Genomic DNA, 15,384 nt, shown 5'->3' with positions numbered 1-15,384 from the left:
CCTTCGGTCGAGGTGCAGGAGTGCCCCGCCGCACGCCCCCGTCGCTGCCACGACGGATCCGGGCCCGCGGCGGGGCCTCTTCCGTGATGCATCCGCACGTCGGCTGGCCCGACGTTCCGGACGGTGCGTCGACGACGGGACGGACCCGCCCGTCGACGCGGACGCCGTGCGCTCCCGAGGGTCGGCGTCGAGGGGGTGCCGGCCCGGGCACCCCGGTGCGAGGAGCCGGGCCGTGGGCCCGCCCTCGTGATCGTGTCGCAGCACCTGCGCTGCGCGGTCCTCTTCGACCATGGGCACGACAGTAACGCACTTCTGTGATCCGTCAAGCAAAAGAAGTATGTCCATGGACGTATTTCTGTCGACGTCCGACTGAACCGTGGTTGACTGACCTCATGACAGCGACGTCGGGGCCCGAGGAGATCGCCCCCCTGCTCAGCACCCTGCGCGACGGCCGCCCACGCACCCGGGCGGAGCTCGCCAGGGAGTTCGGGCTGTCGCGCTCCACGATGACCAACCGCATCGACGACCTGCTCGCGCTCGGACTGGTCACCCCCACGGGCGATGCGGGCTCGACCGGCGGGCGGCCCGCGTCCACCTTCACGTTCGACCCGGCCGTCCGCGTCGTGGCCGGCGTCGACCTGGGCGCCACCCACGCCCGGGTCACCGTGACCGACCTCGCCGCGGAACCGCTCGCGGACCACCGCACCGAGCTCTGCATCGCCAACGGCCCGGGACCTGTGCTCGACCAGGTCGCCGAGATCCTCGAGGGTCTGCTGCGCCGTGCAGGGCGCCGCCCGGACGAGCTCGTCGGCATCGGCGTCGGCCTGCCCGGCCCCGTGGACCACGCGACCGGGCGGCCCACGAAGCCGCCGATCATGCCCGGCTGGGACGGCTACGACGTGCCCGGCCACCTCAGCGCTCGCCTTGGGAGCGTTCCCACGCTCGTGGACAACGACGTCAACCTCATGGCCCTCGCCGAGCACTCGAGCGCGCTGCCCGACGTCGGCCACCTGCTCTACGTCAAGGTCGCCACCGGCATCGGCGCCGGCATCGTCGCCGAGGGGCACATCTACCGCGGCGCGCAGGGCAGCGCCGGGGACCTGGGTCACGTGGCCGTCCCCGGCAGCGACCCGGTGCCGTGCACCTGCGGCAACACCGGCTGCCTCGAGGCGATCGCGGGCAGCGGCGCCGTCGCCCGGGCGATCGCCGCGCAGGGGCTGGAGGCCGCGACCACCGACGACGTCGTCCGCCTCGTCCGGGAAGGCTCCACCGTCGCGGCTCACGCCGTGCGCGACGCCGGACGGTCCGTCGGGTCCGTCCTCGCGAGCTGCGTGAGCCTGCTCAACCCGTCCGCGATCGTCGTCGGCGGGTCCATGTCCCGGGTGGGCGAGCACCTCGTCGCCGGGATCCGGGAGGTCGTCTACGCACGCTCCCTGCCGCTGGCCACCCAGCACCTGCGGGTCATGACCAGCCGCACCGGCCCGCACGGCGGAGCGCTGGGCGGCGCGTGGCTGGCCATCGAGCACGCCTTCGCCCGGCCCGGATGCTTCCTCACGCCCGCACCGGCTCCCCTACCAGGCTGAGCAGCAGGTCCCGCACCTCCGTCGCCTCCAGCCGCCCCCGCGCGCCGTCCGGACGGGAGCACAGCAGCACCGGCCCGTCCTCGGGCGACGCCGGCAGCCGCCCGTGCGTCCCGCCCACCGGAGCCGGGTCGAGCGGCACCACCCGCAGCGTGGAGCGGATCCCCAGCTTCTTGCGCAGCACGTGCAGGCCCGCCCGGGGCTTGACCCACCGGTCGGCCGGGTCCCAGAACAGCTCGGCCGGGTCGAACCCCGGCTTCTTGTGGATCTCCACCGACCGGGCGAAGTCCGGGGCGCGGTCGTCGTCGAGCCAGTAGTAGTACGTGAACCACGCGTCCGGCTCCGCGACCAGCACCAGGTCCCCGGCCCGGTCGTGGTCCAGCCCGTACCGGCGTCGTCCCTCGGCGTCCAGCACCTCGTCCACCCCCGGCAGGTCGGCCAGCAGCGCACTGACCTCCGCCAGGTCCTGCGGATCGTGGACGTACACGTGCGCCACCTGGTGGTCCGCCACCGCGAACGCCCGCGACGTCCACGGGTCCAGCAGCTCGCCGGTCGCGTTGGTGTGCACGTGCAGCAGCCCGGCCCGCCGCAGCGCCCGGTTGACGTCCACCGGACGCCGCGCCGCCGTGATCCCGTACTCGCTCAGCGCCACCACCGTGGTCCCGGACGCCGCGGCGTCCGCCAGCAGCGGCGCCAGCACCCCGTCCAGCTCCCGCGCCGCCGCCACCGCCTCCGGGGCGTCCGGCCCGTACCGCTGCAGGTCGTAGTCCAGGTGCGGCACGTACACCAGCGTCATGTCGTGCTCCGGCAGCAGCCGACGTGCCGCCCCCACGATCCACCGCGACGACGCGATGCCCGCCGTCGGACCCCAGTACGTGAACAGGGGGAACGGGCCGAGCTCGGCCTCCAGCTCGTCGTGCAACGACGGCGGCCACGTCCAGCAGTCCGGGTCCTTGCGGCCGTCCGCGTGGTACACGGGCCGAGGCGTGACCGTCGTGTCCGCCGTCGACCCCATCGCGTACCACCAGCACACGTTCGCCACCCGGTAGTCCGGGCGCTCGCGGCGGATCGTCTCCCACACCTTCTCCCCCGCCACCAGGCGGTGGTGCTGGCGCCACAGCAGCGGCTCGCCCAGGTCCCGGAAGAACCAGCCGTTGCCCACGATGCCGTGCTCGCGCGGCATCGTGCCCGTCAGGAACGTGGACTGCACCGAGCAGGTCACCGCAGGCAGCACCGTGCCGAGCTCGGCCTGCCACCCGCTGCGAGCCACCGCCTGCAGGTAGGGCATGTGCTCCAGCAGGCGGGGCGTCAGCCCCACCACGTCGAGGACCAGCATCCGGTTCACAGCGCCTCCATCCCTCGTGCGACGAGCCGGCGGCGGGTCCAGTCCAGCTCGGCGGCGATCCCGGCGACCAGTCCGTCGTCGTCGCGGGGCCGCAGGTGGTCGGGCAGCACCGACCACGTGTACGTCTCGGTCTCCAGGTGCTCCACGAGCGGCCGCTCCCCGCCGACCAGCCGGTCGAGGGCGTCGTCGAGCACGTCCGTGGTGCTGCGCAGCGGCGGGCGCGGCTGCGCGTGCAGCGGCACGTGCACGTGCACCCGCCAGGGGCCGTCGGTGTCCAGCGCGGGCACGTCGTCGACCCGGCCGAGCGCGTCCGGCAGGTCGTCGCGGCGTCCGACCCCGCCCGCGCGCCGCACCCGGGTCTGGTGCAGGAACCGCCCCTCGACGAACTCCTCGAGCGCCGCGAGCGCCTCCGGGTCGGCCGGGTCGGGGGCGTGCAGCGCGGCGGAGACCTGCGTCTTGACGACGTCGAGGCCGGCCTCCTGCACGGCGGCGAGCGCCGCGGCGGGCTCCTCGAACTCGGTGGCCAGGTGGCACAGGTCGAGGCAGACGCCGAGGCGTGCGGCGTCGAGGTCGGCGAGGTGCTCGACCAGGCCGGTGGCCGTCTCGCCGACGCATCCGGGCTCGGGTTCGACGGCGACGCGGATGCGGCGCCCGGTGGTCGCCTCGACGTCGGCGAGCCCGTGGGTGAGCCGGTCGAGGCGCTTGCGGGCGGCGTCGGCGCGGCCGCCGTCCCACGGGCTGCGCCAGGCGAGGGGCAGGGTGCTGATGCTGCCGGTGGTGACGTCGTCGGGCAGGAGGCCGGCGAGCACCCGGGCGGCGTCGAGCGTGTAGTCGAGGCGGGCGTCCTGGGTCCAGTCGGGCCGGTAGACGGCCTTCTTGACGACGGGGGCGTGGAAGTCGCCGTACGGGAACGCGTTGACGGTCACCACCTCGAGGCCTCCCGCGTCGAGGGCGGTCCGCAGGGCGGCGGTCTGCCGCGGGTCGGCGGCGAGCTCGTGGACGGCGCGGGCGGGCAGCCACAGCCCGAGCCCGAGCCGGTCGATGCCGAGCCGACGTCGGACCGGGCCGGCGTAGCGGCGCAGCTGGTCGTGCAGCCCGGTCACGTCCTGGGCGGGGTGGACGTTGGTGCCGTAGGAGACGTGCAGGACGGTGCCGTCGGGGTGTCGCAGCCGCACGGTCAGCCCTGCGCCGCCGGGGTGAGGGGTTCGCCGCGCTGCAGGGTGTTGCCCGCGTAGTCGGCGCCGGCGTCGACGTCGTCGAGCAGCAGCCGCCCGCTCTGGCCGTAGAACGCCACGGGGTTGCGCCACAGGACGTGGTCGACGTCGTGCTCGGTGAACCCGGCGGCGAGCATCGCCTGGCCGGTGCGCCAGGTCTTGAGGGGGTCGGAGCGGCCCCAGTCGGCCGCGGAGTTGATCATGACGCGCTCGAGACCGCGCCGCTGCAGGATCCGGACCATGCGGGCCTCGTCCATCTTGGTGTCGGGGTAGACGGAGAACCCGGCCCAGCAGCCGGCGTCGTCGACGACGTCCACGGTGACCTCGTTGAGGTGGTCCACGACGACGCGCTCGGGAGCGATCCCGACCTGCGCCACGATCTCCAGGGTGCGTCGGGTGCCGGCGGCCTTGTCGCGGTGCGGGGTGTGCACCAGGACGGGCAGGTCGTGCTCGCCGGCCAGCTCGAGCTGGCGGACGAACACGTCCTCCTCCTCGCGGGTCATGGAGTCGAACCCGACCTCGCCGACGGCGACGACGCCGTCCTTCTCCAGGTAGCGGGGCAGCAGGTCCAGGACGCCGCGGCAGCGCGGGTCGTTGGCCTCCTTGGGGTTCAGCGCGATGGTGGCGTGGTGGGCGATCCCGTGCTGGGCGGCGCGGAACCGTTCCCAGCCGAGCAGCCCGTCGAAGTAGTCGACGAACGAGCCCACCGAGGTGCGGGGCTGGCCGAGCCAGAACGCCGGTTCGACGACGGCGCGCACCCCGGCGTCGTGCATCGCCTCGTAGTCGTCGGTGGTGCGGGAGGTCATGTGGATGTGGGGGTCGAAGATGCGCACGGCACCCTCCTCGTCTCGGGCCGCGTCGTCGCGGCGTCGTCGGGTCAGGGGTTCGAGGGAGTCCGGTCCAGCAGGGCGCGGGCGTCGGGGGGGACCTCGCGGCCGGCGGCCTCCCGCTCGGCGGCGTAGGCGGCCACCATGCGGTCGAGCTCGGCGTCCCGGCGGTGCTCCAGGTCGGCGACGGCCGTCAGGGGGATGCCGACGAACAGGCACTTGAGCACGCCGTGCCGCCACGCCTCGGCCTGCAGGTGGGCTGCCGCGTAGGGGCCCATGGCGGCGGCGACGAGCCGGGCGTCGTTGGTCCGCAGCGCGTCCTCGACGAGCGGCAGCGCAGCGGCCGCGAGGTCGAGGTCGGGCAGGGCCAGGAGCACGGCGCGGCGCTCGTCGGCGTCCCCGGTGCGGTAGGCGTCCTCGACGACGGCGGAGGCACCGGCCGGACCGGTCGCCTCCGCGGCCGCGGCGACCAGCCGGGCGCGGGCGACGTCCTCGACGCGGTGCCCATCGGGGTTGGGTCCGCGACCGACGACCCGCGCCGCTCGGGCGACGGCTCGGGACAGGCGGCCCGGGTCCCGGCGGACCTCGGTGATCAGCTCCTCGAGCCGCGCCTCGGCGCCTGATGCGAGGCGGGCCCGGGTGGCGGTGGGGGCAGGGTCGGGCGTCATCGGGCGACCTCCGGGGTGGGCGCGGTCGGGACGGGAGCGGGCGCGGGCCGCACCGGGACCCCGGCGGTGGCCGCGGCGTCGCGCAGGGCGGCGAGGCTCTCGGCCGCGACGCGTGCGGCGGCGTGGGAGTGGCGCGGCAGCTCGACGGCGGCCAGACCGGCGTAGCCGACGTCGTCCAGCGCTGCCAGCACGCCGGGCAGGTCGACGGTCCCCTGCCCGAGCTCCAGGTGCTCGTGCACGCCGCGGACCATGTCGTCGACCTGGACGTGGGCGACGTGCTCACCCGTCCGCCGGATCACGTCCGGCCCGGGCTCGTCCTCCACGCAGGTCAGGTGCCCGACGTCGACGGTGAGGCGCAGCCGCGCCGGGTCGCCGAGCGCGCGCCGCAGGGCGAGCACGTCGTCCACGCGCTCGACGAGCATCCCCGGCTCGGGCTCGAAGGCCAGGTCGACGCCCGCGGCGTCGGCCACCGGGAGCAGCTCGGTCAGCCCGGCCAGCACCCGGTCGTGGCCGGTGGCCGCCGAGGTGCCGGCCGGGAGCACGCCGGACCACAGGTGCACCGCCGGGGCCCCGAGGTCCGCCGCGACGTCCACCGCGGTCCGCAGCAGGTGCAGACGACGTTCGCGTCCGACGTCGGACACCAGCGTCGGTTCGTGCTTGCGCCGCGGGTCGAGCACGTAGCGCGCGCCCGTCTCGACGACGACGCCGAACCCGTGCCGGTCGAGCAGGGCGGCCACGTCGGCCGTGCGTCGGGCCAGGCCCGGTGCCAGCGGGTCCAGGTGCATGTGGTCGAGCGTGAGCGCGATGCCGCCGTAGCCGAGGTCGGCGAGGTAGGGCACGGCGTCGGCGAGGCGGTGGTCGGCCAGCCCGTTGGTGCCGTAGGCGAGGGTGGTCACGTCGAGCTCACCACCCGGGCGCCGAGGCGGGCCAGCGGGACGGCGGCGAGCACCCCGGCCGCGGCCCGGTAGGCGCCCCGGCCGGCGAGGAGGGCGGCCTGCAGCGGGACCAGACCACGCAGTCCGACGCCGGTCGCCCGCCGGGCCGTCGCCGCGTCCGGGGTGCGCACGACGTCGAGCTGGGCCGGCAGCACCGTGCCCGCGAAGGTCGCGGCGAGCGCTGTCCCGGTGACCAGCGTCGACGGCGCGCCCCGCCCCGAGGCGGCCGCGGCCAGCCCGACCCCGGCGGTGGTGGCCACCGCCACCCGGCCGAGGTCCGACGTCGTGCCGTGCACCTCGCCGCGGCTGACCAGGGTGACCGCGAGGACGTGGGCGGCCACCGTCGTCGCCGGGGCCAGGGCCGCGCGGTGGCCCGCGCCGCCCATCAGCACGTCGAGGAACCGGGTGGACGCCATGACCACGGGGCCGAACGGCGTCGGCTTGGCGACGACGTCGTACGCCCACACGGCTCCGGCGAGCACCGCGGCGATCGCGGTCGGGCGGCGGCCGGCGACGGCGGCGGCCGCCAGCCCAGCCGTCGTGAGCGCTCCCGCGACGGCCAGGGCCTGGTCGGGACGGACCCGACCGGACGGGATCGGGCGCTCGGGGCGCTCGTCGGCGTCGAGGTCGCGGTCGGCCCAGTCGTTGAGCGCCATGCCCGCCCAGTACAGGCAGGCCGAGGCGACCGGCAGCGCGGCGGTGCGGCGGCCGCACGGCCACCCCGCGGCCGCGGCACCGGCCAGCGTGTCCCCGGGCACGGTCAGCGCCGCGGGCACCCGGACCAGCTCGGCGAGGTCCCGCCACCTCATGGGCGGTCGGGGGCGTCGGACGACGGCTCGGCGGGCGTCGCGGCGGACGGCGCGGCGGACGGCGCGGCGGACTGCGCAGCCAGGCCCGCGCACCAGCGGACCAGCGTCTGCCACTGGTCGGCCAGGGCGTGCTCGGTACCGCCGAGGGGCTCCTTGAAGAAGAACCCGAGCTCGGCCAGCGGGCCGCAGAGCCCGGCCTCGTGGGCGCGGGCGACGAGCCGGGCGAGGTCCAGGACGAGCGGGGCCGCGAGGGCGGAGTCGCAGCCCTCCCAGGTGACCTGCATCCGCATGCGCGTGCCGAGGAAGCCGTCGAAGGTGACGTGGTCCCACGCCGTCTTCCAGTCCCCCATGTCGGCCACGTGATCGATCCGGACGGGCCCCTCGACGGGGTAGCCGAGGATGGCCTGCACGGCCATCGCCTTGGTCGCGGTCTTGCTCGCGGCGGCCGCCGGGTCGGCGAGGGTGCGGCCGTCGCCACCGCCGAGGATGTTGAACGCCGACCAGGAGCGCACGGCCAGCGCCCGTGTGGCGAACATCGGGGCGAGCGTCGTCTTGAGCAGCGTCTCGCCGGTCTTGCCGTCCCGGCCGGCCCAGGGCAGGTGCTGGGACTTGGCGAGCTCCTCCAGCGCGGGCGTGCGCGGCCCCGTGGACGGCGTGAACCCGACGAACGGTGCACCCGCACGGAAGGCCGCGTAGGCGTACAGCGAGGAGGCCGGCAGGGGTGCGGTGCCGGCGTCGAGCAGCGACTCGAGCTCGGCGAGCGTGCCGACGGTGTCCGCCTCGGGAGCGGGCGGCTCGGTGCTGGAGACGTCGACGACCACGACGTCGTCGAGGTGGTGCGCGGCCCGGAAGTCGCGCAGGTCCTGCTCGAGGCGGTCGACGGTGACGCGGTCGGCGGTGCCGTCGGTGCCGGGACGCACCCGGGCGTCGACGGCGGCGAGGTCGTCGGCGACGGCGGCGACGGTGGCCGGCGGGATCACCCCGGAGGCGGCCAGCTCGTGCGCCCGGTCGACCATGCTGCCGGACACGTCGTGGCCGCCCACGACGAGCGTGTCCAGGGCGGGGAGGCCGGCGCGGGCGACCTCGGGCAGCTCGGTGACCAGGCCGGTCACCGGTGCCTCGCCACGGGCGAGGGCCAGCGCGCCGACGGTGGCGGTAGTGGCGACCGAACCGCGGGCGCCGATGAACCAGAGGCCGAGGCGTCGCTCGGGACGGTTGACGTCGTCGTCAGAAACCATGGTCCGCACGCTACGCCACTTCTGCTTCCTGTCAAGCAAATGTCGCGACGTGCAAGAACGTTAGTCGGGACCTTCTGCAGCCGTCCCCCGTACGTTGTGGGCGCAGTTCCTGGGTGTCACGGTCGGGCATACCGGGCACATCGGGCCAGATTCTGCGCCCGTAGCGCGGAGGGTTGCGTAGCGTGGACGCATGACACGACCGTCCCCCTGGCACACCGTCGCCCACGCCGCCGGAGCCGCGCTCCTGGTCAACGCCGTGCCGCACACCGTGCACGGCCTGTCGGGCGAGCCGTTCCCCAGCCCGTTCGCCGACCCGCCGGGCGTCGGGGACTCCACACCCGCCGAGAACATCGTCTGGGGCGGGCTCAACGCCGTCGCCGGCGGCGCGCTCCTGCTCGGCGTCGGACGGTTCCGGCCGGGCGCGAACCTGGGGACGGCGGTGACCGTGGCGGCCGGCCTGGCCGCCGCGTTCGGCATCAGCCGCCACTTCGCCGGGGTGCGCGGCGGCGTGGGGAGCACCCGGGCGACCGAACCCGCCGGGTCCGGGTGGGACGCGTGGTTCGACCGCGGGCGCCGGGTCGGGCCGGACTTCCTCGCTCGTCGACCAGCCTGATCGGGGCGCCGCGGCAATCAGGGTGTGGGGACGGCGGCGTCGAGCAGCCGGTCGAGCGCGGCGTGCGCGGCCGGACGGGCCGCGGGATCGTCGGTGCGTTCCGCCAACCACAGCGCCGCCTCGTTCATCGCACCGGACAGCTGGGCGGACAGCGCGTCGCGCAGCGCCGGGTCGACGCCGACGTCGGCCAGCGCCTCGGTCAGGTGCACCCCGGACGCCTCGGCGTCCTGCGCACGCCAGCGCTGCCAGCCGAGCACGGCGGGCGCCTCGACGAGCAGGACCCGCGCCGTGCCGGGTGCGGTGATCGCGTCGAGAAAGGCGTGACTGCCCGCCCGGAGCCGGGCGCGGGGGTCGGGTCCGCCGTCGTCGGCCACTGCGACGAGGTGCGCCGCCACCGCGGCCTGCAAGCCGTCCGCGACCGCGAGGAAGAGCCCCTCCTTGCTGCCGTAGTGGTGATAGACGGCGCCACGGGTCACCCGTGCGGCCCGGGCGACGTCGTCGAGGGCGACGCCCGCGTACCCCCGCTCGGCGAACAGGTCGGTGGCGACGGCGAGGACGCGACGGGCGGTCTCGGCGGCGTCCGCTGCGGAGGCTCGGGGCACAGGGTTTCCTTACGTACGCACTGTAGGTATCGTGGTTATACATACACACCGTACGTCAAGGAGCGCACCATGTCCGTCGCCCCGGCCACGCCCGCCGTCACCAGCGTCTACCCCGTGCTCATGAGCAGCGACGTCACCGCCGCCGCCGACTTCTACCGCGACGCGCTCGGCTTCACCACCACGTTCGCCACCGACTGGTATGTCAGCCTGCGCCACGGCGACCACGAGCTGGCGCTGCTCGATCCCGACCACCCCACGGTCCCGGCCGGGTTCGGGCACCCGGTGCGGGGCGTCCTGATCAACGTCGAGGTGGACGACGTCGACGCCGTGCACCGCCGGCTCGTCGAGGAGCACGGTTGCACCGAGATCGTGCCGCTGCGTGACGAGGACTTCGGCCAGCGACACGTGATCGTCGAGGCGCCGGACGGCGTGCTCGTCGACGTCATCCAGCCGATCCCGCCGAGCGCCGAGTTCGCCGCCGCCTACAGCGACTGACGACACACCAGCGCGCGGCGCTGCCGCTCGTCGCGTGCCCGTGTCACCCGTATCCTGCTCACCATCAACGTTCCAGCGGAGGTGGGTGTGTCCGAGCAGGGGTTCCTCGCGCCCGGTGAGGCCGTCGACCTCGACAACTGCGCCCGCGAGCCCATCCACATCCCCGGCCGGATCCAGCCGCGCGGGCTGCTCCTCGCGCTGCGCACCGACGACGCCGTGGTGACCCAGTGCTCGGAGAACGTCGCCGACGTGCTCGGCACCGGTCCCGACGGCGTCCTGGGGGCGCCGCTCGGCCACGTGATCGGCACCGACGCGGCACGCACCCTCCTCGACCACGTCGCCGCCGTGGACGACCCGCGACTGCGCAACCCGGTCGAGGTCACGATCCCCGTGGGCGGCACCGCCGAACGCTTCGAGGCGGTGCTGCACCACGCCCCGGGCTCCGCCACGGCGACCCGCCCGGCCGTGCTCGTCGTCGAGCTCGAACCGTTCTCCGGGCACGCGGCCCTGAGCTACACCAGCACCTACGAGCCGGTGCGCGACGCCCTGACGCAGCTCGACCGGGCCACCTCCCTGCAGGAGCTCTACGACGTCGCCGTCGAACGTGTGCGCGAGCTCACCGGGTTCGACCGCGTGATGCTCTACCGGTTCGACGCCGACTACAACGGCGAGGTCGCGGCGGAAGCCCGGAGGGAGGACCTCAACCCCTTCCTGGGGCTGCACTACCCGGCGTCCGACATCCCGCCGCAGGCCCGGGCGCTGTACGAGAAGAACTGGATCCGCCTCATCTCCGACGTGGACTACCGGCCCGTCCCCGTCGTGCCGACCGACGACCCGGTCGGCGGTGCGCCCCTGGACCTCACCTACGGCACGCTGCGCAGCGTCTCGCCGATCCACGTCGAGTACCTGCAGAACATGGGCGTCGGCGCCTCCATGTCCATCTCGCTGCTGCGCGACGGGCGGCTGTGGGGCCTGATCGCCTGCCACCACTACTCGGGCGCGCACGCGCCGTCGTACGCCGCCCGGGCCGCCGCGGAGTTCCTCGGCTCGACGCTGTCGGCCCGGCTGGTCACGCAGGCCGAGGACGACCGCGCCTCCGCGGCACGACGCTCGGCCGGCGTGCTGGCCCGGCTCGTGGCGGCGACGCGCGACGACGACGCCCCGTTGACGGACGCCCTGACCGGCACGCCGGGCCTGCTGGACCTGGTGGACGCCGACGGCGCCTTCGTGGCCGCCGAGCACCGGGTGGGCCGGCTCGGGGACGTCCCCGCCGAGGAGACGTGCCTGCGGCTGGCGCGGGCCCTCGCCGAGCTGGACGTCGAGGTGCTCGTGACCGACCGGCTGGCCGAGGAAGAGCCCGAGCTGGCACGGATCGTCCCCGACGCGGCGGGCCTACTCGCCCTCGTCGTCCCGGACGGCGCGGTCACCGTGTGGCTGCGGCGCGAGGTCGTGCAGAGCGTCGACTGGGGCGGCGACCCCCGCAACAAGGCCATTGCGCGGCGCGAGGGCGACACGGTGCGGCTGTCGCCCCGCAAGTCGTTCGCGCGCTGGCGCGAGATCGTCCGCGGCACCAGCGAGCCGTGGACCGACGACCAGGTGGACGTCGCGACGTCGCTGCGCTCCTACCTGGCCGAGGGTCTGCTGCTGCGCGGCCGCCGGGACATCCGCGCCGCGGCGACGCTGCAGCGCAGCCTGCTGCCCACCGCGCTGCCGCAGGTCGACGGCTGGGAGATCGACGCCGTCTACGAGCCGACCGGCGGGGGCCTGGCCGGCGGCGACTGGTACGACGCGCTGGTGCTCGACGACGGTCGCCTGGCCGCGGTGGTCGGGGACGTCAGCGGCCACGGCCTGTCGGCCGCCGCCACGATGGGGCAGCTCCGCAACGCCCTGCGGGCTCTCCTGCTGACCGGCAGCCCTGCCGTGCGCGCCGTCGAGCAGGTCGACCAGCTGCTGCGCTCCACGATGCCGGGGCAGGTCGCCACGCTCGTGGTCGCCGTCGTCGACCCGGCCACGGGAGCCGGTGAGTACGTGACCGCGGGCCACCCGCCGCCCGTCGTCGTCGGGCCCGACGGCGGCGTGCTCGCCGCGATGCTCGGCACGCCCCCGCTGGGCGTGGGCCGGCGCACCAACCGTTCCGGGACGCTGCAGGTCGAGCCCGGCGGCGGTCTCGTGCTGTTCAGCGACGGGCTCGTGGAGCGGCGCGAGGAGTCGATCGTCGACTCCCTCGAACGCCTGCGGCGGGCGACCGGCATCGTGACCGGCGCCGCCGCGCTCGTGGCCGCCGTGCGCGACCCGGCGTCGGACGACGACGCGACGGTCGTCGTCGTGCGCCGGGCCTGATCAGGCGGGCAGCGGCGGGGCGTCGTTCTGCACGACGAACCGGGCCCACACGTGCTTGCCCGCCCGCGTCGCGTACCAGCCCACCGCGTCGGCCAGCCGAGCGGCGAGCATCAGGCCGAACCCGCCGTCGCCCCCCGGTGTGCTGGAGATCTGCGGGCGGTGCTGCGGTGAGCGGTCGGCGACGTCGAGGAGGTACTCGCCGTCGCGCGCGAGCAGCCGGACCGTCGCCGGTCCGCCCCCGTGCTCGATCGCGTTGGTGGCCAGCTCGCTGGCGACGAGCAGGACGCACTCGGGCACGTCCTCGAGGTTGTCCCCGCCGGCGGGGAGTGCCGCTCCCAGGTCGTTCCGGAGCAGCGCGAGCTGGTCGAGCGTGAGCAGCGGCCAGGACCGCACCTCGTGGAATCCGTCCGGGGCCGGCGCTGCGGTGATCCTCAGGTCCACGTTCTCGCCTCCTTCAGTCCGCGAGGACGAACATCGTGTCCACGCCGGTCAGTCGGAGCAGGTCGCGGACCTTGGTCGGGGTCCGGACGAGCACCGGGGGCGACGCCGTGGTCTCGGCGGCGTGGTAGAGCAGCCGCAGCCCGCCGGAGTCGATGAACGTCACCTGCTCGAGGTCGACCGTCAGGGTCTCGTCAACCCGACCGCGGAGGTGGGCCGCCAGCCGGCCCGAGTCACGGGCCTGCACCGCGGCGTCGACCTCTCCCCACATGGTCCAGTGGGCACGGTCGGGGTCGATCCGGACCCCGCCGTGGTTCTTGTCATCCTTCACTGTCACCCTCGCAAGACGTTCCGTGGGTCGCGTCTTCTCCGCGACCGAAGACTCATAGTGCCCGATGCCTCCGCGCGGCGCAGCACCGCGCCGACGCGGCGTGCGGGAATCGCGGCGCCGACGTGCGACGTTGCCCCGAGATGATGCGCAGATCACGACGGGCGGCCGGCGGACGCGGGTACCGGACGACGGCGGTCGCCGCACTGCTGGCTCTCGCGCTGGGCGGGTGCACCGCGTCGGGCGGTCCGGGCGGCGGTGCGGACGGCCCCGACGGCGGCGCCGACGAGAACTCCGCGAGCGCCCTGCCCGCCTCCCCGACGGGCGGGCGTTCCGTCGTCGCCTCGGGCCTGGCCGCCCCGTGGTCGGTGACGTTCGTCGGCGAGGTCCCGCTGGTCAGCGAGCGCGACTCGGCCCGCGTCCTCGAGCTGGCCGACGACGGGACCGTGCGTGAGGTGGGCGTGGTCGAGGGGGTCGTCACCGGCGGTGAGGCCGGGCTGCTCGGGCTGGCGGCGGACGACGCCGGGCGGCTGTTCGTGTACTCGACCGGCGCGGACGGCAACCGGATCGAGCGCTACGACCTGGAGGGCTCCCCGGGCTCCTTCGCTCTCGGCGACCCGGCCACCCTGGTCGAGGGGATCCCGGCGGCGAGCAACCACGACGGTGGTCGCCTCGCGCTCGGTCCGGACGGGATGGTGTGGGCCACCACGGGGGACGCGGGCGACCCGTCGCGGTCGCAGGACCCGGAGTCCCTGGCGGGCAAGATCCTGCGGATGACGCCCGACGGCGAGGCCCCGGACGACAACCCGTTCCCGGGCTCGCTGGTGTACAGCCTGGGCCACCGCAACGTCCAGGGGCTGGCGTGGACGGACGACGGCACGCTGTTCGTGACGGAGTTCGGGCAGAACACGTGGGACGAGCTGAACGTCGTGGAGCCGGGCGCGAACTACGGCTGGCCGGAGGTCGAGGGGATCGCGGGAGCCGAGGGGTTCGTCGACCCGGTCCAGCAGTGGCGGCCCGGCGAGGCGAGCCCGTCGGGGATGGCGCACGTGGACGGCACGCTGTTCGTGGCGAACCTGGGCGGCGAGGTGCTGCGGGCGGTGCCCGTCGAGGCGCCGTCGACCTCCGCCGTCGTCGTCGAGGACGAGGGCCGGCTGCGCGACGCCGTCGTTACGCCGGACGGCGAGCTGTGGATCGTCACCAACAACACCGACGGGCGCGGGACGCCGGGGCCGGACGACGACCGGATCCTGCGCCTCGACCTGACGCGGGGCTGAGTACCGCTTCCGGTCAGGAGCCGGGGCACGGGCAGGGCGCGTCGCCCCGACCGGTCGACGCCGCGGGGGCGGAGAATCGTTCGCGCCACGCCGCGACCGCGTCCGCCGCGCGCTCGCCCCAGCTCAGCGACCGGGACCGGACCAGGAACGTGGCGGCCGCGGCGTCGTCGGACACCATGGCGTCCACCTGCTCCGGACGGCACCGGCCGTACCGGGCGCGGTAGGCGTCGTCGAGGAGCTCGTGCATCTCGGGTGCCACCTCGCTCAGGACGACGGCGTGGTCCTGCCCGTCCATCCGCATGCGCCCGCGGCCGCGTCGGTCGACGACGGCGGAACGCGGCGCGGCGGACCGTGCGTACAGCGCGCCGTCGAACCGGACGAGCCACGCGCCGACCGAGGCACCCGGCCCGACCAGACGGGCGGTGCCGGCGAGCGGGAGCCGACCGAGGTCCTTCTCCGTGGCGGTGGTGGTCATCGGAACTCCTCGGGTCGGACGGGCGGTCGGCTCGGGCGGCCGTCGAGTGCAACCGCCCCGAGCAGGAGGTATTCCCGGCGCCCCGTCCCGCGGGCTCTCGACGGGAGACGTGATCTCAGTCCATCGCGCCGACGGAACGCCGGCCAGGCACGGCTCGTCGGGGTACTGACAGGGCACCCCTCCCGGCTCCCGCGACGCGT

16 protein-coding genes are annotated in these 15,384 nt (G+C 75.2%); 5 read left to right on the top strand and 11 right to left on the bottom strand.

From position 1 onward, the window contains the following. Window positions 1–392: 392 nt before the first annotated feature. Window positions 393–1,583, top strand: coding sequence for an ROK family transcriptional regulator (locus tag HDG68_RS07710; protein WP_172150822.1), 1,191 nt, complete (start codon window positions 393–395; stop codon window positions 1,581–1,583). On the opposite strand, the gene HDG68_RS07705 is transcribed toward HDG68_RS07710, so the two are convergent. The 7 genes from HDG68_RS07705 to HDG68_RS07675 are packed head-to-tail and all read right to left on the bottom strand — an operon-like array spanning window position 1,552 to window position 8,616. Continuing rightward, window positions 1,552–2,916, bottom strand: coding sequence for an alkaline phosphatase family protein (locus tag HDG68_RS07705; RefSeq protein ID WP_172151382.1), 1,365 nt, complete (start codon window positions 2,914–2,916; stop codon window positions 1,552–1,554). The two genes, HDG68_RS07710 and HDG68_RS07705, sit on opposite strands and share 32 nt — an antisense overlap. A 5-nt stretch (window positions 2,917–2,921) precedes the next feature. Further along, window positions 2,922–4,100, bottom strand: a complete 1,179-nt coding sequence (gene eboE, locus HDG68_RS07700) for a metabolite traffic protein EboE (protein ID WP_172150820.1) — start codon at window positions 4,098–4,100, stop codon at window positions 2,922–2,924. 2 nt (window positions 4,101–4,102) lie between these two features. Beyond that, on the bottom strand, window positions 4,103–4,972 hold the full coding sequence (locus HDG68_RS07695; RefSeq protein ID WP_172150818.1) for a TatD family hydrolase: 870 nt from the start codon (window positions 4,970–4,972) through the stop codon (window positions 4,103–4,105). A gap of 44 nt (window positions 4,973–5,016) precedes the next feature. Continuing rightward, window positions 5,017–5,634 (bottom strand): EboA domain-containing protein, encoded by a 618-nt coding sequence (locus HDG68_RS07690; protein WP_172150817.1) that lies wholly within the window; start codon window positions 5,632–5,634, stop codon window positions 5,017–5,019. Beyond that, window positions 5,631–6,530 (bottom strand): TIM barrel protein, encoded by a 900-nt coding sequence (locus HDG68_RS07685; RefSeq protein WP_172150815.1) that lies wholly within the window; start codon window positions 6,528–6,530, stop codon window positions 5,631–5,633. Before HDG68_RS07685 ends, HDG68_RS07690 begins: the two co-directional genes overlap by 4 nt. Continuing rightward, on the bottom strand, window positions 6,527–7,378 hold the full coding sequence (locus HDG68_RS07680; RefSeq protein WP_172150813.1) for an SCO3242 family prenyltransferase: 852 nt from the start codon (window positions 7,376–7,378) through the stop codon (window positions 6,527–6,529). Before HDG68_RS07680 ends, HDG68_RS07685 begins: the two co-directional genes overlap by 4 nt. Further along, the gene (locus tag HDG68_RS07675) at window positions 7,375–8,616 is read right to left on the bottom strand and encodes an inositol-3-phosphate synthase (RefSeq protein WP_172150811.1); all 1,242 of its coding nucleotides are present in this window, start codon (window positions 8,614–8,616) and stop codon (window positions 7,375–7,377) included. The genes HDG68_RS07680 and HDG68_RS07675 overlap by 4 nt, the downstream gene beginning before the upstream one ends. A gap of 190 nt (window positions 8,617–8,806) precedes the next feature. On the opposite strand from HDG68_RS07675, the gene HDG68_RS16700 reads away from it, so the two are divergent. Beyond that, a complete protein-coding gene (locus HDG68_RS16700; RefSeq protein WP_216648148.1) occupies window positions 8,807–9,229 on the top strand; it encodes an AbrB/MazE/SpoVT family DNA-binding domain-containing protein in 423 nt (140 codons plus the stop codon). 17 nt (window positions 9,230–9,246) lie between these two features. Here the strand turns inward: HDG68_RS16700 and HDG68_RS07665 are convergent, their stop codons facing one another. Then, entirely contained in the window at window positions 9,247–9,831 is a 585-nt protein-coding gene (locus HDG68_RS07665; RefSeq protein ID WP_172150810.1) for a TetR family transcriptional regulator, read from the bottom strand. Window positions 9,832–9,900: 69 nt separating this feature from the next. Here HDG68_RS07665 and HDG68_RS07660 point away from each other — a divergent pair, with 69 nt between their 5' ends. Together HDG68_RS07660 and HDG68_RS07655 are read left to right on the top strand one after the other, a co-directional pair. Continuing rightward, entirely contained in the window at window positions 9,901–10,326 is a 426-nt protein-coding gene (locus HDG68_RS07660; RefSeq protein ID WP_172150809.1) for a VOC family protein, read from the top strand. 87 nt (window positions 10,327–10,413) lie between these two features. Then, the gene (locus HDG68_RS07655; RefSeq protein WP_172150808.1) at window positions 10,414–12,666 is read left to right on the top strand and encodes a SpoIIE family protein phosphatase; all 2,253 of its coding nucleotides are present in this window, start codon (window positions 10,414–10,416) and stop codon (window positions 12,664–12,666) included. Here the strand turns inward: HDG68_RS07655 and HDG68_RS07650 are convergent, their stop codons facing one another. Together HDG68_RS07650 and HDG68_RS07645 are read right to left on the bottom strand one after the other, a co-directional pair. Continuing rightward, window positions 12,667–13,107 (bottom strand): ATP-binding protein, encoded by a 441-nt coding sequence (locus HDG68_RS07650; protein WP_216648147.1) that lies wholly within the window; start codon window positions 13,105–13,107, stop codon window positions 12,667–12,669. It abuts the gene before it with no gap. A 13-nt stretch (window positions 13,108–13,120) separates the two neighbouring features. Continuing rightward, window positions 13,121–13,441, bottom strand: a complete 321-nt coding sequence (locus HDG68_RS07645; protein ID WP_343037478.1) for an STAS domain-containing protein — start codon at window positions 13,439–13,441, stop codon at window positions 13,121–13,123. A gap of 137 nt (window positions 13,442–13,578) precedes the next feature. Here HDG68_RS07645 and HDG68_RS07640 point away from each other — a divergent pair, with 137 nt between their 5' ends. Then, window positions 13,579–14,709 (top strand): PQQ-dependent sugar dehydrogenase, encoded by a 1,131-nt coding sequence (locus tag HDG68_RS07640; protein WP_172151376.1) that lies wholly within the window; start codon window positions 13,579–13,581, stop codon window positions 14,707–14,709. A 13-nt stretch (window positions 14,710–14,722) separates the two neighbouring features. Here HDG68_RS07640 and HDG68_RS07635 read toward each other — a convergent pair whose 3' ends face one another. Beyond that, window positions 14,723–15,184 (bottom strand): DUF2255 family protein, encoded by a 462-nt coding sequence (locus HDG68_RS07635; protein WP_172150807.1) that lies wholly within the window; start codon window positions 15,182–15,184, stop codon window positions 14,723–14,725. Window positions 15,185–15,384 lie beyond the last annotated feature (200 nt).

The sequence above is a fragment of the Isoptericola chiayiensis genome, assembly GCF_013149805.1.
GTDB classification, from domain to species: domain Bacteria; phylum Actinomycetota; class Actinomycetes; order Actinomycetales; family Cellulomonadaceae; genus Isoptericola; species Isoptericola chiayiensis.
This window is presented reverse-complemented; position numbering and strand designations above follow the sequence as displayed.

Coding starts and splice junctions, on each gene's coding strand:
- HDG68_RS16700 (WP_216648148.1), top strand. CDS start 8,807: ATGACACGACCGTCCCCCTGGCACACCGTCGCCCACGCCGCCGGAGCC.
- HDG68_RS07690 (WP_172150817.1), bottom strand. CDS start 5,634: ATGACGCCCGACCCTGCCCCCACCGCCACCCGGGCCCGCCTCGCATCA.
- HDG68_RS07660 (WP_172150809.1), top strand. CDS start 9,901: ATGTCCGTCGCCCCGGCCACGCCCGCCGTCACCAGCGTCTACCCCGTG.
- HDG68_RS07675 (WP_172150811.1), bottom strand. CDS start 8,616: ATGGTTTCTGACGACGACGTCAACCGTCCCGAGCGACGCCTCGGCCTC.
- HDG68_RS07680 (WP_172150813.1), bottom strand. CDS start 7,378: ATGAGGTGGCGGGACCTCGCCGAGCTGGTCCGGGTGCCCGCGGCGCTG.
- HDG68_RS07640 (WP_172151376.1), top strand. CDS start 13,579: ATGCGCAGATCACGACGGGCGGCCGGCGGACGCGGGTACCGGACGACG.
- HDG68_RS07635 (WP_172150807.1), bottom strand. CDS start 15,184: ATGACCACCACCGCCACGGAGAAGGACCTCGGTCGGCTCCCGCTCGCC.
- HDG68_RS07705 (WP_172151382.1), bottom strand. CDS start 2,916: ATGCTGGTCCTCGACGTGGTGGGGCTGACGCCCCGCCTGCTGGAGCAC.
- HDG68_RS07710 (WP_172150822.1), top strand. CDS start 393: ATGACAGCGACGTCGGGGCCCGAGGAGATCGCCCCCCTGCTCAGCACC.